This is a genomic window from Occultella aeris (assembly GCF_902703175.1).
Lineage (GTDB): Bacteria > Actinomycetota > Actinomycetes > Actinomycetales > Beutenbergiaceae > Occultella > Occultella aeris.
In genome coordinates, this window is sequence record NZ_CACRYJ010000066.1 from 48,614 (window position 1) to 71,335 (window position 22,722).

Consider the following 22,722-nt stretch of genomic DNA (forward strand, 5'->3'; position numbering starts at 1 on the left):
CGGGAGGTTCAGCGCTCGGCGAGCACACCCCGGTACACCTCGAGGGTGCGCTCCCCGATCGCGGCCCAGGAGAAGTGCTCCTCGGCCCGGGTCCGCCCGGCGGCGCCCATCCGCGCCGCACGCTCGGGATCCGACGTGAGATCGGTGAGGGCTGCGGTCAGGTCACGGACGAAGGTCTCCGGGTGCACCGGCGTGCCGGTGCCGTCGGTGACCTGCTCGATCGGCACCAGGAGCCCGGTCACACCGTCCTCGACGACCTCCGGGATGCCCCCGGTCGCGGACGCCACCACCGGCAGTCCCACGGCCATCGCCTCCAGGTTCACGATGCCGAGCGGTTCGTAGATCGACGGGCACACGAACACCGTGGACGCCGCGAGCAGCCCGACCACCTCGGCGCGGGGCAGCATCTCGTCGATCCAGATCACCCCGGTGCGCCGGGTGGTGAGCTGCGCGAACGCATCCTTGACCTCGGCCGCGATCTCCGGGGTGTCGGGTGCTCCCGCGCACATGATGATCTGGACCTCGGCGGGCAGCTCCCGGACCGCTTGCAGGAGGTAGGGCAGCCCCTTCTGCCGGGTGATCCGGCCGACGAAGATCACGGTGGGCCGGGAGCGGTCCACGCCGAACTTCGCGGCGACGGCGTCCACCTCGGCGGCCTCCGGGCGTCGCCAGGAGTCCAGGTCGATCCCGTTGTGGACGACCACGACCTTCTCGGGGTCCAGCTGCGGATAGCTGCGGAGGATGTCGGAGCGCATGCCCGCGCTCACCGCGATCACCCTGGCGGCGCCCTCGTAGGAGGTCCGTTCGGCCCAGCTCGAGACGGCGTAGCCGCCCCCGAGCTGCTCGGCCTTCCAGGGCCGCAACGGCTCGAGGCTGTGCGCGGACAGCACGTGCGGGATGTCGTTGAGCAGTCCGCCGAGGTGTCCGGCGAGGTTGGCGTACCAGGTGTGCGAGTGGACCAGGTCCGCCCCTGCGACGTCGGCGGCGATCTCCAGGTCGACGCCAAGTGTGGCCAGCGCGGGGTTGGCGCCGGTCAGGCCCGGCGGCACGTCGTACCCGGTCACGCCGACGGCATCCGGCCGCGGGCCGTCGAAGCACCGCACCTGCACCTCGATGTGCGCGGCGAGGACCGCCGCGAGTTCGGTGACGTGCACGCCGGCACCCCCGTAGACCTTCGGCGGGTACTCCCTGGTCAGCAGGTCGACGCGCATCCCCGCTCTCCTTCCGGTTCCGGTGCCGGTCCCCGTGCGGAACTGCTGGTGACAAACCACGGCCAGCAATGGTGGGAACCCTCGCCTCACCCTATGGTTCAGACCATGGCAGCACCACGAGTTCTCGCGATCGTCCTGGCCGGTGGAGAAGGTAAGCGATTGATGCCACTGACGGCTGATCGCGCCAAGCCCGCGGTCCCGTTCGGCGGCATCTACCGCCTCATCGATTTCGCCCTGTCCAACGTAGTGAACTCCGGCTACCTCAAGGTCGTGGTGCTGACGCAGTACAAGTCGCACTCGCTGGACCGCCACATCGCGAAGACCTGGCGGATGTCACACCTGCTCGGCAACTACGTGGCCCCGGTCCCGGCGCAGCAGCGGGTCGGCAAGAACTGGTTCCTCGGCAGCGCCGACGCGATCTACCAGTCCTTGAACATCATGGACGACGAGCGCCCCGACATCGTGGTCGTGGTGGGCGCCGACCACGTGTACCGGATGGACTTCTCCCAGATGGTCGCCTCCCACATCGACTCCGGTGCGGAGATGACCGTCGCCGGGATCCGGCAGCCGATCGGCCTCGCCGACCAGTTCGGGGTGATCTCCGCGGACGCATCGGACGCGCTGCGGATCGCCGAGTTCCTGGAGAAGCCGGCCGACCCGGTCGGCCTGGCGGACTCCCCGCAGGAGGTCCTGGCCTCCATGGGCAACTACGTGATGAACGCGGACGCGTTGCTCGACGCCGTCACCAAGGACGCTGCGTCGACCGCCTCCCGCCACGACATGGGCGGCGACATCGTGCCCTACTTCGTCGATCGCGGGCAGTGCGGCCTGTACGACTTCATCCACAACGATGTGGCCGGGTCCACCGACCGGGACCGCGACTACTGGCGCGACGTCGGGACACTGGACGCGTACTACGAGGCGAACCGGGATCTCATCACCGTCGAGCCGGTGTTCAACCTCTACAACGACCACTGGCCGTTGCACACCGGGTATGTGGGTCTGCCGCCGGCGAAGTTCGTGCACGCATCCGCCGACCGGGTCGGCCAGGCCCACGACTCGATCATCTCCCCCGGCGTGGTCGTCTCCGGCGGCGAGGTGTCGGGTTCGATCCTGTCCCCCGGGACCCGTGTGAACTCGTGGTCCTCGGTCGCGGACTCGGTCCTCATGGACGGCGTCCAGGTGCACCGGCGGGCACGGGTGAACAAGGCGATCGTGGACAAGTTCGTGGAGATCGAGGCCGGTGCCACGGTGGGGGTCGACGCCGAGCTCGACGCCAGCCGCGGCTTCGCGGTGACCCCCGCCGGGGTCACCGTTGTTCCGAAGGGCACCCGCGTCACCGCCGTCTGAGCAGCATCCGGGCGGGCGTCCCGGTGATGCAGGTCCGCCTGGGTGGGTGGCTGCGGCATGATTATCCCCATGCCGACCACGCCGACCGGGCCGACCGGGCCGACAATGCCGAGCTCTCGCCGCCGGCTGGTCGTGATGGACGTGGACTCCACCTTCATCACCGCCGAGCAGATCGACCTGATCGCAGCGCACGCGGGCACCGGTGACCTCGTCGCGGCCATCACCGAGCGGGCGATGCGTGGCGAGCTCGACTTCGCCCACTCCCTGACCGAGCGCGTGGCCACTCTCGCCGGGCTGCCGGTCTCCGTCCTGGACGAGGTCCGTGCCCAGGTGCGCACGGCACCGGGCGCCCTCGAGCTGGTGCGCGAACTGCTCGCGCGCGGCTGGCCGGTCGCCCTGGTCTCCGGCGGCTTCCACGAGATCGTCGACCCGATCGCCGCCCGGGCAGGCATCACCCTGGTCCGGGCGAACCGGCTCGAGGCCATCGGCGGCGTGCTCACCGGCCGCGTCAGCGGGCCGATCGTGGACCGGGCCGCGAAGGCGCGGCACCTGCGCGAGTTCGCAGCGGCCGAGGGTATCGATCTCGCCGACACGGTGGCGGTGGGCGACGGCGCGAACGACCTCGACATGATCGCCGCCGCCGGGCTCGGGGTCGCCTTCGCGGCGAAGCCGGTGGTGGCCGCCCAAGCTGACGTCGCCCTGCCCGGGCCGCGCCTGGACGCAGTGCTCGCTCTGCTCGACGCGAACTGACGGACTCGACGCGGCGACCGACCTATTCGACGGGCGTCGGAGCCGTCGACAACCCGGTCAGCACCGCGGAGCGGTCCGTCAGCGTCGACCAGGGTGCGCTGAACTCCAGGAACGCCGCTGTCGCCGTGGAGATCCCGGTGCGGACCCGCAGCGCCGCGGACTCCTGCGACTTCGGCCCGGCGAGCCGGTGTGCGGCTCCGGAGAGCACCGGCTCGTGCCCGACCACCAGGACCCGGACCACCTCGGGCGCGACGGCCCGCAGCAGGTCGAGGATCTCGTCGACATCGGCGCTGTATAGGTCGTCGGAGTAGGTGACCTCGATGGCCTCGGCCGCATCGCCGAGGGCCGCCGCGACCAGCTGCCAGGTCTGCCGGGCTCGAACAGCCGCCGAGCACAGCACCAGGTCCGGCACGATGTCCCGCTCCGCGATCCGCTGACCGACGACCGTGGCCTGGGCCCGTCCGGTGACGGTCAGGACCCGGTCGTAATCGGTCGGTGCCGAGTGCTCCGCCTGCGCGTGTCGGAGCAGGATCAGGTGCCGCTCAGAAACTGACTCGTTCATGGACCTAGAGTCCCATGGCATGCACTCCACCGTCGACGTGAACGATCTCTCCGGTAGTGGCCGGCATCCAGTCCGAGAGCAGCGCGGCGATCGTGCGGGCCGTGGGTTCGGCGTCATTGACGTCCCAACCCAGTGGGGCTCGGGTGGGCCAGCCGCCCTCCATCGCCTCGAACCCCGGGATCGACTTGGCCGCGGTGGTGCGCAGCGGCCCGGCCGAGACGAGGTTCACCCGGATGCCGTCCGGCCCGAGGTCCCGGGCCAGGTAGCGGGCCGTGGACTCGAACGCGGCCTTGGCCACGCCCATCCAGTCATAGACCGGCCAGGCGAACTGGGCATCGAACGTGAGACCGACGATCGAGGAACCCGCGCCGAGCAGCGGCTTGGCCGCGACCGCGAGCGACTTCAGCGAGAACGCGGAGACCTCGAGGGCGGTCGCGACATCCGGCCACTGCCCGGTGAGGAAGTTGCCGCCCATCACGCTCTGCGGCGCGAACCCGATCGAGTGCAGCACACCGTCGAGGGAGTCGACGTGCTCGCCGACCCGGTCGGCCAGGGCGGCGAGGTCGTCGTCGTCGGTGACGTCCAGCTGCACCACCGGGGCGGGCTTCGGGAGCCGGCGCCCGATCGCTTGGGTCAGCTTGAACTGGCGGCCGAACGAGCTCAGCACCACCTCGGCGCCCTGCTCCTGCGCGAGCCTCGCGACGGAGAACGCGATCGAGCTCTCCATGAGCACGCCGGTGATCAGTAACTTCTTACCCTCGAGCAGTCCCATGCCTGCGTCTCCTGTGTCTGTGGTGCCGGTGTGATGCGTGGTGAGCGGGGCCGGGCGGCCCCGTGGTCAGTGGCCCATGCCGAGGCCGCCGTCGACCGGGATGACGGCCCCGCTGATGTAGCCGGCGTCCGGGCCGGCCAGGAAGCTCACCGCGCCGGCGACCTCGGCCGGCTCGGCGAAGCGTGCGGCCGGGATCGACGCGAGATACTTCTGCTGCGTCGCCTCCGGTAGCTCCTGGGTCATCGCCGTGTCGATGAATCCGGGCGCCACCACGTTCGCCGTGATGCCGCGGGCGCCGAGCTCCCGGGTTACGGACCGCGCGATGCCCACCAGGGCCGCCTTGGTGGCCGCATAGTTGACCTGCCCGGGCGAGCCGTACAGGCCAACCACCGAGGAGATCAGGATGATCCGACCGGACCGCTTGCGGATCATGCCCTTGCTGGCTCGGCGCACGCACCGGAACGTGCCGGTGAGGTTCACGTCGACGACGTCGGTGAACTCCTCGTCCGTCATCCGCATCAGCAGCGTGTCCCGGTTGATGCCGGCGTTCGCCACGAGGACGTCGGTCAGGCCCTGGTGCTCCTCGATCGCCGTGAACGCAGCATCGATGGAGTCGGAGTCCCGCATGTCCCCGACCGCCCCGAAGACGCCCTCTGGCAGGTCCCCGCCGCGGTAGATGGTGGCGACGCGGTAGCCGTCGGCGACGAAACGTTCGGCGATCGCCCGCCCGATTCCCCGGTTCGCCCCGGTGACCACCACGGTCCGCTCGTTCTCGCTCACTGCGCCATCCCAGTCGTTCGTTCGGGGCCCTTGTTCCCTCGAATCCTCACGCCCAGACGCTAGTGCAGATCGAGGGCGGGCGTCACAATCGTCCGCGGCAGCCCCCAGGTGGTCACGACCGGCGTAACCTGGGTGGGTGCCAGAAGTTCACGCGATCACCTCGGTCGGGCGCGGCCGCAGCGAGCAGCTCCACGATCGCACCAAGCGCTATCTCATCACCATGGGTATCCGCACGGTGTGCTTCGCGCTGGCGATCTTCGTGACGATCACCTGGCTGCGCTGGACGTTCGCGGCACTCGCCGTGGTGCTGCCATACCTGGCCGTGGTGGCAGCGAACGCCGGCGGCGACCGTCGCACCGCACCGGGTACCCAGGTCGACCAGCCGTCCCTGCCCGCGGGACCTGGCCCGGACGCCCCGACCGACGCCTCGACGTCGGGCAGCCATGATGACTGAGCACCTCGTCTGCAGCGCGAAGGGCTGCCGCCAGGAGGCTGCCTGGGCGCTGCGGTGGAACAATCCGAAGCTGCACACCGCCGACCGACGCAAGACCTGGCTCGCGTGCCCGGACCACCGCCTCCACCTGGAGAACTTCCTCGGCGCCCGCTCGTTCCTGCGCGAGACCATCCCGGTGGCGGACCTACCGCCGGAGTCGGGCGTTGGTGGATCGGATCCTCGAGTGAGCCCCGACGAGCCGAAGTGAGTTCGCAGGAGAGCCGGATCCCGGGGCGGTACCGGTTCCTGCTGAGCGGCCGGTGGGCGGGCACCGTGGTCGTCGCCCTCGTCGTCGCGGTCGCCTGCGCGGCGCTGGGCTACTGGCAGCTGACCCGCTACCAGGGCAAGGCGGCCGCGATCGAGCTGGTGGAGGCGAACTACGACTCGACCCCGGTCGGTATCGAGGAGGTCATCCCCACCCCGGGCACAGTGCTGGCCACGTCGCAGACCTGGACCCCGGTGACGGTGACCGGCCACTACCTCACCGACGCCCCGCACCCCTCGGTGGTCCTTCCCCAGCGGCCGATCGGGGGCAGTCCCGCCGACCACGTGGCCGCCATCTTCGCCGTCGACCTGGCCGACGGCGGCACCTGGCTGCTGACGGTCGACCGCGGCTGGTACGCCACGGACACATTCGCCGACCACGGCGCACAGCAGGAGCTCCCCGACGGCGACGTCACGCTCACCGTGCGCCTGCGACCGGCGGAGCCGACCACCGACCGCGACGCCCCGGACGGGCAGGTCTACGGCCTCGCTCCGGCGCAGGTGCTGGCCGCGACGACCGGTGACGGCGGCGCTGGGAGCGCTGCGGTGGGCGCCGACGGCGAGCTGGTCACGGGTGCCTACGGCGTGCTCGCGGTCGAGTCGCCGACCACGGCCTCGCCCCCGAGCGCACTCCCCCGGCCTGCCGCGGACCTGGGCAACCACCTCTCGTACGCGTTCCAGTGGTGGATCTTCGGGATCGGTGCCCTGGTGGGCACGGTCATCCTCGCCCGCCGCGAGGCCGCCGAAGGTTCCGGCCCCGGCCCCGACCCGGCCGATGATCCGAGCTCCCCGAGCGGCTCGAGCCCACGAGGGGCCCGGGACCGCCGCCGCAGCGCCGAGGAGGAGGAGGACGCCCTCATCGACGGGCAGCTGCGGGACCGGGCCTGAGGTCGGCCGGGTCGGCCGGCGATCCGGAGCGACCGGGCCGCTCATGCGCCGGGGTCAGCGGCTCAGCGCCGGACGCTTCGGGTCGAAGGTCCATCCCGGGACGAGGTACCGCATCGCGGCGGCGTCGTCGCGGGCCCCGAGGCCCTCGGCGAGGTAGAGCTCGTGGGCCGCGGCCAGCGCGTCGACGTCCAGATCGACGCCGAGCCCCGGACGGTCCGGCACCGCGATGGCTCCATCGGCGATCCGGAGCGGGTTCGACGTGAGGTGTTGCCCGTCCTGCCAGATCCAGTGGGTGTCGATGGCGGTGATCTCACCCGGCGCCGCCGCCGCTACCTGGGTGAACATGGCGAGCGAGATGTCGAAGTGGTTGTTGGAGTGCGAGCCCCAGGTCAGACCCCAGGCATCACAGATCTGGGCCACCCGCACCGAGCCGTTCATTGTCCAGAAGTGCGGGTCCGCCAGCGGGATGTCGACGCAGGAGGCGCGCACCGCATGGCCGAACTGGCGCCAGTCGGTGGCGACCATGTTCGTGGCGGTGCGCAGGCCCGTCGCGCGACGGAACTCGGCCATGGTCTCGCGGCCCGAGTAGCCGTCCTCCGCCCCGCACGGGTCCTCCGCGTAGGCCAGGACGTCGCGCAGCCGGCGGCCGAGGCGGACCGCGTCGTCCAGGAGCCAACCGCCGTTGGGGTCGATCGTGATCCGCGCCTGTGGGAATTCGCGCGCCAGGGCGGTCACGACGTCCGCCTCCTCGTCCCCGGGCAGGACGCCACCCTTGAGCTTGAAGTCGCTGAAGCCGTACCTGGCCTGCGCCGCCTTCGCCAGCGCCACCACGGCGTCGGGCGTCATGGCCTCCTCGTGACGCAGCCGTAGCCAGTCGTCATCGGCGTCGGTGCCGCCCGCATAGGCCAGGTCCGTGCGGGCCCGGTCACCGACGAAGAAGAGATAGCCCAGCACGGGTACCCGGTCGCGTTGCTGGCCCTCACCGAGGAGCGCGGCAACGGGCACCTCGAGGAACTGGCCGAGCAGATCCAGCAGGGCGGCCTCCACGGCCGTGACGGCATGGACGGCAACGCGCAGGTCGAACGTCTGGGCACCACGACCACCGGCGTCCAGCTGCGCGAACCGGGCCCGGATGTCGCGCAGCACCGAGTGGTAGCGGGCCACCGGGCGGCCCACGACCAGGCCGACCGAGTCCTCGAGGACCCGAGTGATCTGCTGCCCACCGGGCACCTCGCCGACACCGGTACGTCCGTCGGAGTCGGTGAGCACGACGATGTTGCGGGTGAAGTACGGCCCGTGCGCTCCGGAGAGGTTCAGCAGCATGCTGTCCCGGCCGGCCACGGGAACCACCCGCATGTGCGTGATCGCGGGCGAGGCACTGCCGTGGCCCGACGGCGTGGGCACCGACTCCACGCCGGTCACCGGCTCACCGCGGCCGCGGTCCGCGCCTCATCGGGGTGCACGGCACGCTCGATGAGCGCAGCGAGGTCCGCCAGGTCGTCCGGTTCGAGGTCCATCAGTGGGCCGCGCACCGGACCCGCAGTGCGCCCGACCGCGGTCATGCCCGCCTTGACGATGGAGACCGCGTAGCCCTCGCTCCGGTCGCGGATGTCGAGGTATGGCAGCACGAACTCCCGCAGCCGCCGGTCCACCTCCGCGCGGTCACGGGCGAGGACCGCTCGGTGGAAGTCGAGCGCGAACTCCGGGATGAAGTTGAACATGGCCGAGGAGTAGGTGCGTACCCCGAGCTCGAGGTACGGGAGGGCGTACACCTCGGCCGTCGGAAGGCCCCCGATGAGGAGCAGGTCCTCGGTGCCGTGGCACAACCGGGTCATCAGGTCCACGTCGCCGACGCCGTCCTTGAAGCCGATGAAGTTGGGACACGTCTGCGCGAGCGAGGCCACGGCTGCGGCGGTGAAGCGGGCGTTGGCCCGGTGGTACACGATGACGCCGAGCGACGTCGCGGCACACACGGCGCGCACGTGCGCGACCAGACCTGCCTCGCTCACCTGGACGAGGTACGGCGGGAACAACAGGATCCCGTCGGCACCCGCGGCCTCCGCGTCCACCGCCATCGCCACGGCCTGTGCGGTGCCGTACGCCGCCGGCGCGACGATGGGCAGTTCCTCCGGTGCCGACGCGACGGCGGCCCGCACGACCCGGTGCACCTCGTCCGGGGTCAGCGCGAAGATCTCCCCAGTGCCACCGGCCGCGAACAGGCCCGCCGGGCCGAAGCCTGCCTGCCAGGCGACGTGCTCGCGGTAACCGTCCTCGTCGAAGGTCAGGTCCGGCGCCGTGTGCGTGACCGGGAAGGAGAGCAATCCGGATCCGAGTCGGGTCCGCAGCTCCGCCGGGGAGAAACGGGAGGTGTTCATTTCTGCGCTCCGAGAGGTAGGCCGTCGGGTCGAACCTACGCCGCCCGAGCCATACCCGTCCAAGTCCGATGAAGTATCGTGCGATACACAAAGGGCATACCTGGATGAGGAGTACGGGGATGTACACGCTCGATCAGCTCGTGGGCTTCGTCGCCGTCGCCGAGGAGGGCAGTTTCGCGGGCGCAGCCGACCGCCTGCGGATGACGCAGCCCCCACTGAGCCGACAGGTGCGCAAGCTCGAGCGGGACGTCGGCGTCGAGCTCCTCGTGCGCCACCACCGGGGCGCGCGCCCGACCCCGGCCGGCCGGGTCTTCCTGGACGAGGCACGCCGGCTCCTGGCCCGGGCGGAGTCGGCGCGACTGCGCGCCCGGAGCGCCGCCGACGGGACCACCGGCACCGTGCGGATCGCCTTCACGGCCGTCTCTGCGATGACCGTGCTCGGCCCCTGGGCGAGCACGCTCGCCGCGCAGCTGCCGGACGTCGACCTGATCCTCACCGAGATGGTCACGGGTGAGCAGGTCGAGGCGCTGCTCGCCGGCGAGATCGACGTCGGACTGGCCCGCGACCCCGCCCGGACCGAACCCCTCACCGCGCGCCCGGTCGCCAGCGAGTCCATGGTCCTGGCGGTTCCGACGGGTCATCCGCTCACGGGTCTGCGCCCGACTCTCGCGGACGTGGCCGCGCACCCACTGGTCACCTACGCCCCGGCGCAGGCCCGCTACCTCTACGAGACGGTGGCGGGGGTGTTCCGGGACGCGAACCTCACCCCGCGCTACGTCCAGCACGTCGCGCAGGTGAACAGCGTGCTCGCGCTCGTCGGTGCGGGACTCGGGGTGGCGCTGGTGCCGTCGTCGGTGGTCACCCTGCAGCTACCATCGGTGACCTACCTCGAGGTCTCGGACATGCCCGAGCACGCGGTGCAGGTGCACTGCGTCTGGCGCTCCGACAACGACAACCCCGCGCTGGCGCGGGCGCTGACGTTCATCTGAGCGCCCGCCCCGACCCCGCTCAGGCCAGCGAGACCAGCTCGACGTAACCGTCGTTCCAGTGGTCCTCGTCGCCGTCGGGCAGCAGGAGCACCCGCTCCGGCTCGAGAGCCACCACGGCACCCTCGTCGTGTGTCACCAGCACCACGGCACCGGTGAACGTGCGCAGCGCGCCGAGGATCTCCTCGCGGCTGGCCGGGTCGAGGTTGTTCGTGGGCTCGTCCAGCAGCAGCACGTTCGCCGAGGACACCACCAGCACCGCGAGCGCAAGACGGGTCTTCTCCCCGCCGGAGAGCACCCGAGCGGGCTTGTCCGCGTCGTCGCCGGAGAACAGGAACGATCCGAGCACGCTGCGGACCTGGGTGTCGTTCATGTCCGGCGCCGCCGAGCGCAGGTTCTCCACCACGGTGCGCTCGGTGTCGAGGGTCTCGTGCTCCTGCGCGTAGTAACCGACCTTCAGCCCGTGCCCGGGCTGCACCTCCCCGGTGTCGGAGGCCTCCACCCCGGCCAGGATCCGCAGCAGGGTGGTCTTCCCGGCACCGTTCAGGCCCAGCACCACCACCTTGCTGCCGCGGTCGATCGCCAGGTCCACGTCGGTGAAGACCTCTTGCGACCCGTAGGTCTTGGAGAGGCCCGCGGCGCGCAACGGGGTGCGCCCGCACGGGGCGGGGTCGGGGAAGCGCAACTTCGCCACCCGGTCCTTGGTGCGGACCTCGTCCAGGCCCGAGAGCATCCGTTCGGCCCGACGGGCCATGTTCTGGGCGGCGACCGCCTTGGTGGCCTTGGCGCGCATCTTGTCCGCCTGCACCATCAGGGTGGAGGCCTTCTTCTCGGCGTTCGCGCGCTCGCGCTTGCGGCGCCGTTCGTCGGTCTCCCGCTGTTCGAGGTACGCGTCCCAGCCCAGGTTGTAGACGTCCAGCTCGCTCCGGTTGGCGTCCAGGTGGAACACCTTGTTCACGGTGGCGCGGAGCAGGTCGGTCGCGTGGCTGATCACGATGAATCCGCCGGAATAGGACGCGAGGAACTCCCGCAACCAGGCGATGGAGTCCGCGTCCAGGTGGTTCGTAGGCTCGTCCAGGAGCAGCGTCTCGGAGTCGGAGAACAGGATCCGTGCCAACTCCACCCGGCGGCGCTGACCACCTGAGAGCGTGCCCAACGGTTGCGCGAGCACCCCGGTCTGCAGGCCCAGGTTCGAGGTGATCCTGGCTGCCTCGCTCTCCGCGGCCCAACCGCCCTGCGCCGTGAACTCCTCGTCCAGCCGGGTGTAGCGGTTCATCGCCTTCTCCCGGATGGCGTCGTCCTCGCTGGCCATGTCCAGCTCGGCCTTGCGGATCCGGCGCACCACCTCGTCCAGGTTGCGCGCGGAGAGCACTCGGTCCCGGGCGAGCATGTCCAGGTCACCGGTCCGTGGGTCCTGCGGGAGGTAGCCCACCTCACCGGTCCGGGTGATCGTGCCTCCGGTGGGTTGCCCCTCCCCGGCCAGGGTCTTCGTCAACGTGGTCTTCCCGGCGCCGTTGCGGCCCACGAGGCCGATCCGGTCACCCGAGTCGATGCGGAAGTTTGCCCCGCTGAGTAGCTGGCGAACCCCGATGCGGAGTTCGACGTCCTGCGCGATGATCACTGGCACCAGTCTACCGATCGGCGACCAGCAGATTACCGGCAGACCTCGAACCCAGTACCGTGGCAGGGTCCGGCGGGCGGCTTCCGCCGCTCCAGCGGCCGATCCGAGGAGGTAGATGTGAGCGAACCGACACTCTCGCTGCGCGACTGGCGCGACGGCGACGAGGTGACGGTCGCCGACGCGCTCGGACCGGCCGGTTCACCACAGTCTGCGCTCAGCCGGGCACTGCTCGGGCCGGCCACGCAGCGGCCGTGGCGGCGCACCGTCGTCGCCGAGGCCGACGGCGCGGTCGTCGGGGCCGCGGCGGTCTCGGAGAGCAGCCTGCACCCGGACCGGCTCTGGCTGTACGCCGAGGTGGTGCCCGGGAACCGGAGGCAAGGCGTGGGCACCGCCCTGGTGGGCGCCCTGAGGGAGGAGGTCCCGCCGTCGGGCACCAGCGGCCTGCGGACCCGCTACCCCGTGACGCAGGATGGCGCTTCCGAGGACTTCGCCGCGGCACCGTTCGCCGCGTCGATCGGACTCGTCCCGATCCAGCGCTCCCGACTCGTGGTGATCTCCCCGGAGTCGTTGGCGGTCCCGCCGTTCGGACCGACCGGCCCGACCCTGGAGGATCTGGCCACCGGCTCGGTCGAGCTGACCAAGGTGGTCGCCGCGTTCTACGACGCGGTGCACGCATCCTGGGACCGGTCCGAGATGACGCTCGGGCGCGCGCAGGACCACCTGCTCGCCCCGGCCACCGGGGCCCGCGGCGCCGTCGTACTCCGGGATCGGCCCAAGGATGCCGGCGGCCGGATCCTGTCCTTCGCGGTGAGCTACGACCCACCCGTCACTGACACCGCGGAGCCGCAGGACGCCCCGACCGAGGTGCTGCTCGGCTACGACACGGATCTCGATCCGGCCCGGGCCCGCGGGGCGGTGCACAACCTGCTCGCGATGCTGGCCGCCCGGTACCCGGTCCAGGTGGAGGTCGACGACGCCATGGAGCCGCTCGCCGCGGTCGTCACAGGGCTCCTGAACGCCGGATCGGCAACCATCGGGGCCGAGACGGAGATCGCCGCGACCCCGGCCTGACCGGCGCCGACGCTCGACGGGTAGCCGCGGCGGTTCGGCGCTAGCGTTTGCCCATGACGTTCAACGAGGACGCGAAGCTGGACCCGTCCCGGGTCCGGCGACGCCGCCGCACCGGCACCGGTGTGGCCGTGGGCGGCGGCACCGTGCTCGTGCTCTTCCTGCTCTCCCAGTTGCTCGGCGTGGACCTGACCGGACTCGCCCCGGGCGACGACGGCGCCACCGCCGGCGAGAACGACACGGGGCTCGAGCACTGCACCACGGGGGCGGCCGCGAACGAGGACGTGGAGTGCCGGATGGTCGGCGCGTACAACTCCCTCGACGACTACTGGGCGGACGCCTACCCCCAGATCAGCGGCGGCGCGTACGCCTCCCCCGGCATGGAACTGTTCACGGACGGGACCAGCACCGGCTGCGGCCAGGCGAGCAGCGCCGTCGGGCCGTTCTACTGCCCACCGGACCAGGGCATCTACCTGGACCCGACGTTCTTCCAGGTGATGACGACGCAGTTGGGCGCCGAGGGCGGGCCGCTCGCGGAGCTGTACGTGGTGGCGCACGAGTGGGGCCACCACATCCAGAACCTGTCCGGAATCATGGGACAGGTGGACACCTCCGACACCGGTCCGACGTCGGACGCGGTGCGGCTGGAGCTGCAGGCGGACTGCCTGGCCGGCGCGTGGGCGGCGGACGCCGTGAACACCCTGGACAGAGACGGCAACAGGTTCCTGGAACCGTTCACGCCCGACCAGCTCGCCTCCGCGCTGGATGCGGCGGCGTCGGTCGGTGACGACCACATCCAGACCCAGCAGGGCGGTCAGGCACACCCCGAGTCCTGGACCCACGGGTCCTCGGAGCAGCGCCAGCGGTGGTTCACCGCCGGCTACGACTCCGGTCCGAACGCGTGCGACACGTTCGCGGTGGACGGCGCGGCGCTCTGATCAGACGTTGAAGCCGAGCGCCCGCAACTGCTGACGGCCGTCCTCGGTGATCTTGTCCGGACCCCACGGCGGCATCCACACCCAGTTGATGCGCTGACCGGCGGTGATGCCTTCCAGCGCCTGGGCGGCCTGCTCCTCGATGACGTCGGTCAGCGGGCAGGCCGCGGAGGTGAGCGTCATGTCGATCATGGCCACGTTGTTCTGGTCAAGGGTGATCCCGTAGATCAGACCCAGGTCCACGACATTGATGCCGAGTTCGGGGTCGATGACGTCGCGGAGCGCCTCCTCGACGTCTGCCGCGTTCGGGACCGCGCTGGTTGCTTCGGTGCTCATGACTTCTCCTGATCCGGTGCCACGGTGGACGGTTCGGTGGTGAGGGCGTGCGCGAGGGCGTCCCGCAGGGCCATCCAGCCCAGCAGAGCGCACTTGATCCGGGCCGGGTACTTCGCCACGCCCACGAAGGCACCGGCGTCGCCGAGCAGTTCCTCGCGGTCGGCGTCCAGCGGCTGTCCACGGCCCGACATCAGGGCGCGGAAGGTCTCCGTGAGTTCGTCGGCGCGGGCCACGTCGGCGCCGGCGACCAGGTCGCTGAGCACGGACAGGGACGCCTGCGAGATCGAGCAGCCAAGACCCTCCCAGCTGACCCGTTCGATGACCGGGGCGGCGGTGCCATCGGCGAGGTGGACGCGCAGGCGCACCTCGTCACCGCAGGTGGGGTTGACCTGGAACGACTCCCCCGCCGCGCCCTGCTCGAGGCCGTAGCCGTGCTTCTCGCGGGCGTGGTCGAGGATCACCTGCTGGTAGAGCTGCTCCATCGCGTCAGCCACGGCTGCCTCCCATTCCGAAGAACGAGCGGACACCGGCCAGGTGCTCGAGGAACACGTCGATCTCGGCATGCGTCGTGTAGATGCCCACGGACGCGCGCGCCGACGCGTGCACCCCGAGCCGGCGGTGCACCGGCTGTGCGCAGTGGTGTCCCACCCGGATCGCGATGCCGGCGTCGTCGAGGACCTGACCGACGTCGTGCGGGTGCACACCGGCCACGTCGAACGCGACGACACCGAGGCGGTCGGTGGCGTCCGCCGGCCCGAGTACGCGCACGCCGTCGATCCCGGTGACGCCGCGGACCAGGTGTTCGGTCAGCACGGCCTCGTGGGCGGCCACGGCGGACATGCCGAGCTCGGCCAGGTAGTCCGCGGCGGCGTTCAGACCGACGGTCTGCGCGACCATCTGGGTGCCGGCCTCGAACCGCTGCGGCGGCGGGGCGTAGGTGGTCGATTCCATGGTGACCACCTCGACCATCGATCCCCCGGTCAGGAACGGCGGCATGGCGGCGAGCAGGTCGGCGCGGCCGTAGAGGACGCCGATGCCGGTGGGTCCGAGCATCTTGTGGCCGGAGAACGCAGCGAAGTCCACGTCCAGGGCGCGCAGGTCCACGGGCAGGTGCGGCACGCTCTGACAGGCGTCCAGCACCACCAGGGCCCCGACGGCGTGGGCGGCGGCCACGATCGCCGTCACCGGTGCGATCGCGCCGGTCACGTTCGAGGCGTGCGCGAACGCCACCACCCGGGTGCGCTCGTTGATCACGCCGAGGGTGTCGGTGTCGATCCGGCCCTCGTCGGTGACACCGAGCCAGCGCAGGGTTGCGCCGGTGCGGGCGCACAACTCCTGCCAGGGCACCAGGTTCGCGTGGTGCTCGGCCTCGGTGACCACGATCTCGTCGCCCGGACCGAGCCGCAGTGCGGCCGCAGCCTCGCCGCCCCGCCCGAGCGTCGCGTTGGACATCGCGTACGCGACGAGGTTGATCGCCTCGGTCGCGTTCTTGGTCCAGACGATCTCACCGGCGTCGACGCCCACCAGGCCGGCGACGGCGGCCCGTGCGTTCTCGTAGGCCGCGGTCGCCTCCTCCGCGAGTTGGTGCGCGCCACGGTGCACGGCGGCGTTGCGGCGCAGGTAGAAGTCCTGCTCTGCGTCGGTGACGCAATCGGGCTTCTGCGACGTGGCCGCGGAGTCGAGATAGACGAGCGGGCGACCCCCGCGGACCGTGCGTTCCAGCAGCGGGAAGTCCTCGCGGATCGCGATCAACTCCGTCGCCGTGAGCGACGCCGCGGCCGTGGTGGTCATCCGGTACTCCTCGATCGTGGTGAGGGTCAGTTGGTGCCGACGAGGTAGCGGTCGTACCCCTCGGCCTCGAGCCGCTCGGCCAGCTCCGGGCCGCCCTGCTCGGCCACCCTGCCGTCGACGAAGACGTGCACGAAGTCGGGGGTGATGTAGTTCAGGATGCGCGTGTAGTGGGTGATCAGCAGCACGCCCACGTCCGTGGTGGACTTCACCCGGTTGACGCCCTCGGAGACGATCCGCAGGGCGTCGACGTCGAGACCGGAGTCGGTCTCGTCCAGCACCGCGAACTTCGGGGAGAGCAACTCCATCTGGAGGATCTCGTGGCGCTTCTTCTCGCCACCGGAGAACCCCTCGTTCACGTTGCGCTCGGCGAACACCGGGTCCATGCGCAGGTTCTCCATGGCGGTGCGGACGTCGCCAACCCACTGGCGCAGCGCGGGGGCCTTGCCGTCGATCGCGGTCTTCGCGGTCCGCAGGAAGTTCGAGACAGTCACACCGGCGACCTCCACCGGGTACTGCATGGCGAGGAACAGGCCGGCGCGGGCGCGCTCGTCCACGGTCATGGCCAGGACGTCCTCGCCGTCGAGGAGAACCTCACCGGAGGTGACCTCGTACTTGGGGTGCCCGGCGATGGAGTAGGCGAGGGTGGACTTGCCGGAGCCGTTCGGACCCATGATGGCGTGCGTCTGCCCGCTGCTCACGGAGAGGTCGACGCCGCGCAGGATCTGCTTGGCGCCCTCCGGGGTCTCGACGCTGACGTGCAGGTCGCGGATCTCAAGTGTCGACATGTGCGGTTCTCTTTCTTCTCAGACGTTCTGGTGGGCGGCGAGCGGGGCGTCCACGTCCACCAGGACGTTGTCGCCGTCATAACTCACCGGATACACGGGGACCGGCCGGGTGGCCGGGAGGGACAGGGGCTTGCCGGTGCGCAGGTCGAAGGTGGAGCCGTGCAGCCAGCACTCGACGGTGGTGCCGTCCACCTCTCCCTCGGAGAGCGAGACCTGCCCGTGCGAGCAGATGTCGTTGATGGCGTAGTACTCGCCGTCCTCGGCCCGGACCAGGGCCACCTCCACGAGCGAGCCGTCCGCGCCGTCGAGCTCGAGCCTGAGGGTCTCCCCCAGCTCGAGGTCGTCACGGGCGGCCACCACCTGCGCGCTCACTTCACCACTCCGCTCTCCACGGCGGCGATCACATCCGCCTCGTCGAGGTCATCGGTGCCGATGAGCTGGCCCATGACGATGTCCAGCTCGGCGTCGATCGCGGCGAGGAGGCGGTCCTGCACGGACTGCACGCCGATCTTGGAGATCATCTCGGCGAAGAAGCCGCGCACCACCAGGCGACGGGCGGCCGCCTCGGGGATGCCGCGCGAGCGCAGGTAGAACAGCTGCTCGTCGTCGAACCGGCCGGTCGCGGACGCGTGCCCGGCGCCCTCGATCTCACCGGTCTCGATCTCCAGGTTCGGCACGGAGTCGGCGCGGGCGCCGTCGGTGAGCACGAGGTTGCGGTTCAGCTCGTAGGTGTCGGTGCCCTCGGCCTCCTTGCGGATCAGCACGTCGCCGATCCAGACCGAGTGCGCACCGTCGCCCTGGAGGGCGCCCTTGTAGGTCACCCGGGACCGGCAGTTCGGCACGGCGTGGTCCACGAAGAGGCGGTGCTCCTGATGCTGACCGGCGTCGGCGAAGTACAGGCCGTTCATCTCGACCTCGCCACCGGGGGCGGTGAACGCGGCCTCCGGGGTGATCCGGACGACGTCCCCGCCGAGGGTGATGACCACGTGCCGCAGGGTCGCGTCCCGGCCGATCACGGCGCGGTGGCTCGACGCGTGCACGGCGCCGGCGTCCCAGTCCTGGACCGAGACGACGCGCAGCGAGGCGCCGTCCTGGACCTGGATCTCGACGGTCTGCGCGAGCTCGGCGCTGCCGCGGTGGTCGAGCACCACGACTCCCTCGCTGAGGGACTCGGCGACGATCAGGACGTGCTGGGCGGCGGGCGTGGTGTCGGTCCCAGTGATGGTGACGAGGGTCTCGCCGGTCGTGACGTGGTTGGCCGGCACGGTGATCACCAGTGCCTCCGCGAAGGACTCCCACGCGGTCGCGGCGAGCCGGTCCCCGGGGGCGCCGGCGGCGCCGAGACGCGGGTCGTCGTGACCCACGCGCTCGATCGTGACGGCCGGGTCCCCGGTGATCTCGACCTGCGGGGCGGCCCCGGTCAGGACACCACCGAAGAGGCCCTGGAACCGGCCGACCGGGGAGAACCGCCAGTCCTCCTCGCGGCCTGTGGGCAGCGGGAAGTCGGCGAGCGCGAAGGAGGTCGCGCGGTCGCCCCGGGAGCTCTCCGGGACGGTCCCCTGACCATGGGTGTGGGCGCCGTCGGCGACCGCCCGGGAGTGGTCGGTACTCAGTCCGGCGTTGCTGGTGGTCTCAGTTGTGGTGGTCGACATCAGCCGACGGCCCCTTCCATCTGCAGTTCGATCAGTCGGTTCAGTTCGAGCGCGTACTCCATCGGGAGCTCGCGGGCGATCGGCTCCACGAAGCCACGGACGATCATCGCCATCGCCTCGGTCTCCGCGAGGCCGCGGGACATCAGGTAGAACAGCTGCTCGGCGCTCACCTTGGAGACCGTGGCCTCGTGGCCCATCTCGACGTCGTCCTCGCGCACGTCCACATACGGGTAGGTGTCCGAGCGGGACTCGGTGTCCACCAGTAACGCGTCGCAGAGCACGTTGGACTTGGAGCCCTCGGCGCCGTCGAGCACCTGGACCAGGCCGCGGTAGGACGCGCGCCCGCCGCCCCTGGCCACCGACTTGGAGACGATGGAGGAGGAGGTGTGCGGTGCCATGTGGACCATCTTGGAGCCGGTGTCCTGGTGCTGGCCCTCGCCGGCGAACGCGATGGAGAGGGTCTCGCCGCGGGCGTGCTCACCGGTCAGGTAGACGGCCGGGTACTTCATGGTGACCTTGGACCCGATGTTCCCGTCGATCCACTCCATGGTGGCGCCCTCGGCCGCCGTCGCCCTCTTGGTGACGAGGTTGTACACGTTGTTCGACCAGTTCTGGATCGTCGTGTAGCGCACCCGTGCGTTCTTCTTGACGATGATCTCCACGACCGCCGAGTGCAGCGAGTCGGAGGAGTAGATCGGCGCGGTGCAGCCCTCCACGTAGTGCACGTAGGAGCCCTCGTCGGCGATGATCAGGGTCCGCTCGAACTGACCCATGTTCTCGGTGTTGATCCGGAAGTAGGCCTGCAGCGGGATCTCCACGTGCACCCCCGGGGGCACGTACACGAACGACCCGCCGGACCAGACCGCGGTGTTGAGCGCCGCGAACTTGTTGTCCCCGGAGGGGATCACGGTGCCGAAGTACTCCTCGAAGATCTCAGGGTGCTCGCGCAACGCGGTGTCGGTGTCCAGGAACAGCACACCCTGACGCTCGAGCTCCTCGTTGATCTGGTGGTAGACCACCTCGGACTCGTACTGGGCAGCGACGCCGGCGACGAGGCGCTGCTTCTCCGCCTCCGGGATGCCGAGCTTGTCGTAGGTGTTCTTGATCTCCTCGGGGAGATCCTCCCAGCTCTGCGCCTGCTTCTCGGTCGACCGCACGAAGTACTTGATGTTGTCGAAATCGATCCCGGTGAGGTCGGCGCCCCAGTTCGGCATGGGCTTCTTGTCGAACAGCCGCAGCGCCTTGAGCCGGGTCTTGAGCATCCACTCCGACTCGTTCTTGAGGTGCGAGATGTTGCGGACCACGTCTTCCGAGAGTCCCCGGGTGGCGTTCAGACCGGCGTCGTCGGCGTCGTGCCAGCCGTAGTTGTAGTTACCGATGGACGCGATCGTCTCGTCCTGCGTCATCGGTTCTGTCTTCGGGGTGGTCTCGGTCGGTGTCGTCATGGGTGTGTTCTCTTTCCTTCCGCACGGGTCTGGATCGTCACCGGGATATGGGTCGTGCACACATGCTCGCCGCCGGCGAGGGTGGCGAGCCGCTGGACATGGACGCCGAGGAGGTCGGAGAACGCACGCGTCTCCGCCTCACACAGCTGGGGGAACTGGGTCGCGATCTCCTGCACCGGGCAGTGACCCTGGCACAGCTGCACGGCCAGGTCGTTCCCGATCGGACGCGAGGTGGCAGCGTAGCCATCCTTGCTGAGCGCCTCCGCGAGGGCTGCGGTCCGGGCCGGCAGGTCCGGCCCGGCGGCGTCCACGGCGGCGGCGTACCGCTCCCGCAACTCCGTCGAGCGCTCCTCGGCGAAGCCGTCGACGGCACCCGGCCCGAGGACCCGGTTGAGGTGCTCGAGTGCGTGCACGGCGAGGTCCGCGTAGGCCTGCCCGAGGTGGCTGTGCGCCGCGGCGGTGGCAATGTACTGCTTGGCGGGCCGCCCGCGTCCACGGGGCGCGTGCGTGGTGTCCTCACGCTCGGCGATCTGACCGTCGGAGTCGAGCGCCGAGAGGTGCCGGCGGATCGCGGCGGACGTCAGGTCGAGGCGCTCCGCGAGCACCGCGGCCGTGACCGGGCCGAGTTCCACGATGAGCGCGAGGACCCGTTCGCGGGTGCTGGACTCGGTGTCCTCTACCGGTGCGGTCGTCACGTGCTCACCTCCTGGCGTCGATGGGCATACCACGGCCCTCGAATTACTCAACAGTTTCGTTGCCCAAATGCTTCCAGGCAAGCAAGGCAAGCCTTATCGCGGCGCTCGCGCCGCCCCGATCCGGCCGCCCGACCCGCTCGGACCGGCGCCAGCAAGCCGCTTGAGGACGCCACCGGAAGCAGGTCAGGTCCCGAAACGGTGCGTCCAGCATGCGAGAAATGAGAGACACGCCACAATGCGGGCGCCTGAGACATCCGCACTACGCTGACGGGATGCTCGCACCCGGCACCGATCACTGGTGTCTCGAACTCGACGGCGTCACGAAGTCCTTCGGCGACACTCACGCCCTGCGGTCCCTGTCCCTGTCGGCCCGCCGCGGCGCCGTCACCGCGATCCTCGGCCCGAACGGTGCTGGCAAGACGACGCTGATGGAGATCTGCGAGGGCCTGCAGAACGCCGACGGCGGGCTGGTGCGGGTCCTCGGCCTCGATCCCCGGCGGGACGCGGCCGAGCTGCGGCCGCGGGTCGGCGTGATGGTCCAGGACGGCGGCCTGCCGATCATGGCGCGCCCGCTGGAGCTGCTGCGGCACGTCTCCCGCATGTACGCCGCGCCCCGGGCCGTCGACGAGCTCGTCGACCTCCTCGGCCTGGACGCGTTCGCGCGCACGTCGGTGCGGCGCCTGTCCGGGGGACAGCGCCAGCGCCTGGCCCTGGCCATCGCCCTGGTCGGCCGGCCCGACCTGGTGTTCCTGGACGAGCCGAGCGCCGGGCTCGACCCGCAGGCGCGCCTGGTGGTCTGGGACCTGATCGAGGCTCTGCGGGCCGACGGCGTGAGCGTCATCCTGAGCACGCACCTGATGGACGAGGCCGCCCGGCTCGCCGATCACGTCGCGATCATCGACCACGGCGCCGTGTTGGCGCAGGGCACGGTTGCCGAGCTGACCGAGTCGGTCGGGGTCCCGGCGGCCATGTCGGCGCCAAGCCTCGAGGCCCCGGACGGCTCCGTCGGGTCCGCGGCGCCACCCACCCCGCACGCCGCCCGCCTGTCCGGTCCGCTGACCCCGGCCGCGCGGACCGCGCTCGCACAGCTCGCCGAGGCCCACGGCCTCACCCTCGAGCTCGAGCTCGAGCTCGAGGGTGGCGCACGCACCCTCGAGGACGTCTTCCTCGACCTGACCGGACGGAGCCTGCGATGACGCTCACGCGGCAACCCCACGCCGGCGGCGCGCCGTGGCCGCGCCGGGTCCTGGCACATGGCGGCTTCGAGATGCGCAACCTGATCCGCAACGGTGAGCAGCTTCTGCTCACCCTGATTTTGCCGGCACTGATGCTCCTCGTGCTCGTGCGTACCGACCTGATCCGCTTGGACACCGGCGGCGCCCCGGTCATCGACGTCGCTGCCCCGGGAGTCCTCGCGTTGGCCGTGATGTCCACCGCGTTCACGTCCCAGGCGATCTCCACCGGGTTCGACCGGCGGGCCGGCGCGCTGCGCCTGCTCGCCACCACTCCGCTCGGACGCACCGGGCTGCTCGGCGGCAAAGTGCTCGGCGTGTTCGCGATGGAGGCCGTCCAGGTCGTGATCCTCGGCGGTCTCGCGCTCGCGCTCGGTTGGCAGCCGAACCCGGCCGGGATCGCCGCGGCGCTGCTCGCCGTCGTGCTCGGCACCGGCGCGTTCACCGCCCTGGCCCTGCTGCTCGCCGGCACGCTGCGCGCCGAGGCGGTCCTGGCCGGGGCGAACCTGCTCTGGTTGCTCCTCGTGGTCGGCGGGGGCATCCTGCTCCCGGCCGCCGGCCCCACCCGGTTCCTGCCCTCCGGTGCGCTCGGCGAGGCCATGCGGACCGCGCTCGGCCCCGGTCCGTCGGGCGCCACGTGGATCGCGCTCGCCGTGCTCGCCGCCTGGACAGCGGTCTTCATAGCAGCCACGGTGCGCTGGTTCAAGTGGGAGTGAGCGGGGCGATTACGG

At 70.8% G+C, this 22,722-nt stretch carries 25 protein-coding genes; 10 read left to right on the plus strand and 15 right to left on the minus strand.

What is annotated here, in order from left to right; all coding sequences use genetic code 11:
* Positions 1 to 8 precede the first annotated feature (8 nt).
* Positions 9 to 1,211: a glycogen synthase gene (gene glgA / locus HALOF300_RS23030; protein WP_156743231.1), complete on the minus strand. Its 1,203-nt coding sequence runs from the start codon at positions 1,209 to 1,211 to the stop codon at positions 9 to 11.
* Between the two features lie 105 nt (positions 1,212 to 1,316).
* On the opposite strand from glgA, the gene glgC reads away from it, so the two are divergent.
* Entirely contained in the window at positions 1,317 to 2,561 is a 1,245-nt protein-coding gene (glgC, locus tag HALOF300_RS23035) for a glucose-1-phosphate adenylyltransferase (RefSeq protein ID WP_156743232.1), read from the plus strand.
* Positions 2,562 to 2,630: 69 nt separating this feature from the next.
* On the plus strand, positions 2,631 to 3,311 hold the full coding sequence (serB, locus tag HALOF300_RS23040) for a phosphoserine phosphatase SerB (RefSeq protein ID WP_231955710.1): 681 nt from the start codon (positions 2,631 to 2,633) through the stop codon (positions 3,309 to 3,311).
* 22 nt (positions 3,312 to 3,333) lie between these two features.
* Here the strand turns inward: serB and HALOF300_RS23045 are convergent, their stop codons facing one another.
* From HALOF300_RS23045 to fabG, 3 genes are all read right to left on the minus strand, one after another.
* Positions 3,334 to 3,873 carry a SixA phosphatase family protein gene (locus HALOF300_RS23045; protein ID WP_197522786.1) on the minus strand — a complete coding sequence of 180 codons (540 nt, stop codon included), beginning with the start codon at positions 3,871 to 3,873 and terminating at the stop codon, positions 3,334 to 3,336.
* Positions 3,874 to 3,877: 4 nt separating this feature from the next.
* Positions 3,878 to 4,645, minus strand: coding sequence for an enoyl-ACP reductase FabI (gene fabI, locus HALOF300_RS23050; protein WP_156743234.1), 768 nt, complete (start codon positions 4,643 to 4,645; stop codon positions 3,878 to 3,880).
* A 66-nt stretch (positions 4,646 to 4,711) separates the two neighbouring features.
* The gene (gene fabG / locus HALOF300_RS23055; RefSeq protein ID WP_156743235.1) at positions 4,712 to 5,425 is read right to left on the minus strand and encodes a 3-oxoacyl-ACP reductase FabG; all 714 of its coding nucleotides are present in this window, start codon (positions 5,423 to 5,425) and stop codon (positions 4,712 to 4,714) included.
* 136 nt (positions 5,426 to 5,561) lie between these two features.
* Between fabG and HALOF300_RS23060 the strand changes: the two genes are divergently transcribed.
* The 3 genes from HALOF300_RS23060 to HALOF300_RS23070 are packed head-to-tail and all read left to right on the plus strand — an operon-like array spanning position 5,562 to position 7,070.
* On the plus strand, positions 5,562 to 5,879 hold the full coding sequence (locus tag HALOF300_RS23060; RefSeq protein WP_156743236.1) for a DUF3099 domain-containing protein: 318 nt from the start codon (positions 5,562 to 5,564) through the stop codon (positions 5,877 to 5,879).
* A complete protein-coding gene (locus HALOF300_RS23065; protein ID WP_331716254.1) occupies positions 5,872 to 6,126 on the plus strand; it encodes a hypothetical protein in 255 nt (84 codons plus the stop codon). The genes HALOF300_RS23060 and HALOF300_RS23065 overlap by 8 nt, the downstream gene beginning before the upstream one ends.
* Entirely contained in the window at positions 6,123 to 7,070 is a 948-nt protein-coding gene (locus tag HALOF300_RS23070; RefSeq protein ID WP_197522787.1) for an SURF1 family protein, read from the plus strand. The genes HALOF300_RS23065 and HALOF300_RS23070 overlap by 4 nt, the downstream gene beginning before the upstream one ends.
* 54 nt (positions 7,071 to 7,124) lie before the next feature.
* Here the strand turns inward: HALOF300_RS23070 and HALOF300_RS23075 are convergent, their stop codons facing one another.
* Entirely contained in the window at positions 7,125 to 8,426 is a 1,302-nt protein-coding gene (locus tag HALOF300_RS23075; protein ID WP_156743268.1) for an enolase C-terminal domain-like protein, read from the minus strand.
* 62 nt (positions 8,427 to 8,488) lie between these two features.
* The gene (locus HALOF300_RS23080; RefSeq protein WP_156743239.1) at positions 8,489 to 9,445 is read right to left on the minus strand and encodes a 5-dehydro-4-deoxyglucarate dehydratase; all 957 of its coding nucleotides are present in this window, start codon (positions 9,443 to 9,445) and stop codon (positions 8,489 to 8,491) included.
* Positions 9,446 to 9,564: 119 nt separating this feature from the next.
* Between HALOF300_RS23080 and HALOF300_RS23085 the strand changes: the two genes are divergently transcribed.
* Positions 9,565 to 10,434, plus strand: a complete 870-nt coding sequence (locus HALOF300_RS23085) for a LysR family transcriptional regulator (protein WP_156743240.1) — start codon at positions 9,565 to 9,567, stop codon at positions 10,432 to 10,434.
* Between the two features lie 19 nt (positions 10,435 to 10,453).
* Here HALOF300_RS23085 and HALOF300_RS23090 read toward each other — a convergent pair whose 3' ends face one another.
* On the minus strand, positions 10,454 to 12,052 hold the full coding sequence (locus tag HALOF300_RS23090; protein ID WP_156743241.1) for an ABC-F family ATP-binding cassette domain-containing protein: 1,599 nt from the start codon (positions 12,050 to 12,052) through the stop codon (positions 10,454 to 10,456).
* Between the two features lie 117 nt (positions 12,053 to 12,169).
* Here HALOF300_RS23090 and HALOF300_RS23095 point away from each other — a divergent pair, with 117 nt between their 5' ends.
* Both HALOF300_RS23095 and ypfJ read left to right on the plus strand, forming a co-directional pair.
* Positions 12,170 to 13,123, plus strand: a complete 954-nt coding sequence (locus HALOF300_RS23095; protein ID WP_156743242.1) for a GNAT family N-acetyltransferase — start codon at positions 12,170 to 12,172, stop codon at positions 13,121 to 13,123.
* A 53-nt stretch (positions 13,124 to 13,176) separates the two neighbouring features.
* Positions 13,177 to 14,058: a KPN_02809 family neutral zinc metallopeptidase gene (ypfJ, locus tag HALOF300_RS23100; protein ID WP_156743243.1), complete on the plus strand. Its 882-nt coding sequence runs from the start codon at positions 13,177 to 13,179 to the stop codon at positions 14,056 to 14,058.
* Here the strand turns inward: ypfJ and HALOF300_RS23105 are convergent, their stop codons facing one another.
* Genes HALOF300_RS23105 through HALOF300_RS23140 form a run of 8 tightly spaced genes read right to left on the minus strand, consistent with a single transcriptional unit; the run spans position 14,059 to position 20,759 of the window.
* Positions 14,059 to 14,391, minus strand: a complete 333-nt coding sequence (locus HALOF300_RS23105) for a metal-sulfur cluster assembly factor (RefSeq protein WP_154793765.1) — start codon at positions 14,389 to 14,391, stop codon at positions 14,059 to 14,061. It lies immediately after the preceding gene.
* A complete protein-coding gene (gene sufU, locus HALOF300_RS23110; RefSeq protein WP_231955711.1) occupies positions 14,388 to 14,885 on the minus strand; it encodes a Fe-S cluster assembly sulfur transfer protein SufU in 498 nt (165 codons plus the stop codon). Before sufU ends, HALOF300_RS23105 begins: the two co-directional genes overlap by 4 nt.
* Positions 14,878 to 16,182 (minus strand): cysteine desulfurase, encoded by a 1,305-nt coding sequence (locus HALOF300_RS23115; protein ID WP_156743244.1) that lies wholly within the window; start codon positions 16,180 to 16,182, stop codon positions 14,878 to 14,880. The genes sufU and HALOF300_RS23115 overlap by 8 nt, the downstream gene beginning before the upstream one ends.
* Positions 16,183 to 16,208: 26 nt before the next feature.
* Positions 16,209 to 16,967: a Fe-S cluster assembly ATPase SufC gene (gene sufC / locus HALOF300_RS23120; RefSeq protein ID WP_154793763.1), complete on the minus strand. Its 759-nt coding sequence runs from the start codon at positions 16,965 to 16,967 to the stop codon at positions 16,209 to 16,211.
* 18 nt (positions 16,968 to 16,985) lie between these two features.
* Entirely contained in the window at positions 16,986 to 17,339 is a 354-nt protein-coding gene (locus HALOF300_RS23125; RefSeq protein WP_156743245.1) for a non-heme iron oxygenase ferredoxin subunit, read from the minus strand.
* The gene (sufD, locus tag HALOF300_RS23130; RefSeq protein WP_156743246.1) at positions 17,336 to 18,619 is read right to left on the minus strand and encodes a Fe-S cluster assembly protein SufD; all 1,284 of its coding nucleotides are present in this window, start codon (positions 18,617 to 18,619) and stop codon (positions 17,336 to 17,338) included. Before sufD ends, HALOF300_RS23125 begins: the two co-directional genes overlap by 4 nt.
* Positions 18,619 to 20,064 carry a Fe-S cluster assembly protein SufB gene (gene sufB / locus HALOF300_RS23135; RefSeq protein WP_154793760.1) on the minus strand — a complete coding sequence of 482 codons (1,446 nt, stop codon included), beginning with the start codon at positions 20,062 to 20,064 and terminating at the stop codon, positions 18,619 to 18,621. The genes sufD and sufB overlap by 1 nt, the downstream gene beginning before the upstream one ends.
* Entirely contained in the window at positions 20,061 to 20,759 is a 699-nt protein-coding gene (locus HALOF300_RS23140) for a helix-turn-helix transcriptional regulator (protein WP_156743247.1), read from the minus strand. The genes sufB and HALOF300_RS23140 overlap by 4 nt, the downstream gene beginning before the upstream one ends.
* A 272-nt stretch (positions 20,760 to 21,031) precedes the next feature.
* Between HALOF300_RS23140 and HALOF300_RS23145 the strand changes: the two genes are divergently transcribed.
* Both HALOF300_RS23145 and HALOF300_RS23150 read left to right on the plus strand, forming a co-directional pair.
* Positions 21,032 to 21,955 carry an ABC transporter ATP-binding protein gene (locus tag HALOF300_RS23145; protein WP_156743248.1) on the plus strand — a complete coding sequence of 308 codons (924 nt, stop codon included), beginning with the start codon at positions 21,032 to 21,034 and terminating at the stop codon, positions 21,953 to 21,955.
* Positions 21,952 to 22,707, plus strand: a complete 756-nt coding sequence (locus HALOF300_RS23150; protein WP_156743249.1) for an ABC transporter permease — start codon at positions 21,952 to 21,954, stop codon at positions 22,705 to 22,707. Before HALOF300_RS23145 ends, HALOF300_RS23150 begins: the two co-directional genes overlap by 4 nt.
* Positions 22,708 to 22,722 lie beyond the last annotated feature (15 nt).

Excerpts from the sequence above, each read along its gene's own strand:
- HALOF300_RS23045 (WP_197522786.1), bottom strand. The coding sequence starts at position 3,873 with ATGAACGAGTCAGTTTCTGAGCGGCACCTGATCCTGCTCCGACACGCG.
- sufD (WP_156743246.1), bottom strand. The coding sequence starts at position 18,619 with ATGTCGACCACCACAACTGAGACCACCAGCAACGCCGGACTGAGTACC.
- HALOF300_RS23145 (WP_156743248.1), top strand. The coding sequence starts at position 21,032 with ATGCTCGCACCCGGCACCGATCACTGGTGTCTCGAACTCGACGGCGTC.
- sufB (WP_154793760.1), bottom strand. The coding sequence starts at position 20,064 with ATGACGACACCGACCGAGACCACCCCGAAGACAGAACCGATGACGCAG.
- sufC (WP_154793763.1), bottom strand. The coding sequence starts at position 16,967 with ATGTCGACACTTGAGATCCGCGACCTGCACGTCAGCGTCGAGACCCCG.
- serB (WP_231955710.1), top strand. The coding sequence starts at position 2,631 with ATGCCGACCACGCCGACCGGGCCGACCGGGCCGACAATGCCGAGCTCT.
- glgA (WP_156743231.1), bottom strand. The coding sequence starts at position 1,211 with ATGCGCGTCGACCTGCTGACCAGGGAGTACCCGCCGAAGGTCTACGGG.
- ypfJ (WP_156743243.1), top strand. The coding sequence starts at position 13,177 with ATGACGTTCAACGAGGACGCGAAGCTGGACCCGTCCCGGGTCCGGCGA.
- fabI (WP_156743234.1), bottom strand. The coding sequence starts at position 4,645 with ATGGGACTGCTCGAGGGTAAGAAGTTACTGATCACCGGCGTGCTCATG.
- HALOF300_RS23080 (WP_156743239.1), bottom strand. The coding sequence starts at position 9,445 with ATGAACACCTCCCGTTTCTCCCCGGCGGAGCTGCGGACCCGACTCGGA.
- HALOF300_RS23150 (WP_156743249.1), top strand. The coding sequence starts at position 21,952 with ATGACGCTCACGCGGCAACCCCACGCCGGCGGCGCGCCGTGGCCGCGC.
- HALOF300_RS23115 (WP_156743244.1), bottom strand. The coding sequence starts at position 16,182 with ATGACCACCACGGCCGCGGCGTCGCTCACGGCGACGGAGTTGATCGCG.
- glgC (WP_156743232.1), top strand. The coding sequence starts at position 1,317 with ATGGCAGCACCACGAGTTCTCGCGATCGTCCTGGCCGGTGGAGAAGGT.
- HALOF300_RS23105 (WP_154793765.1), bottom strand. The coding sequence starts at position 14,391 with ATGAGCACCGAAGCAACCAGCGCGGTCCCGAACGCGGCAGACGTCGAG.
- HALOF300_RS23065 (WP_331716254.1), top strand. The coding sequence starts at position 5,872 with ATGACTGAGCACCTCGTCTGCAGCGCGAAGGGCTGCCGCCAGGAGGCT.
- HALOF300_RS23075 (WP_156743268.1), bottom strand. The coding sequence starts at position 8,426 with ATGCGGGTGGTTCCCGTGGCCGGCCGGGACAGCATGCTGCTGAACCTC.
- HALOF300_RS23085 (WP_156743240.1), top strand. The coding sequence starts at position 9,565 with ATGTACACGCTCGATCAGCTCGTGGGCTTCGTCGCCGTCGCCGAGGAG.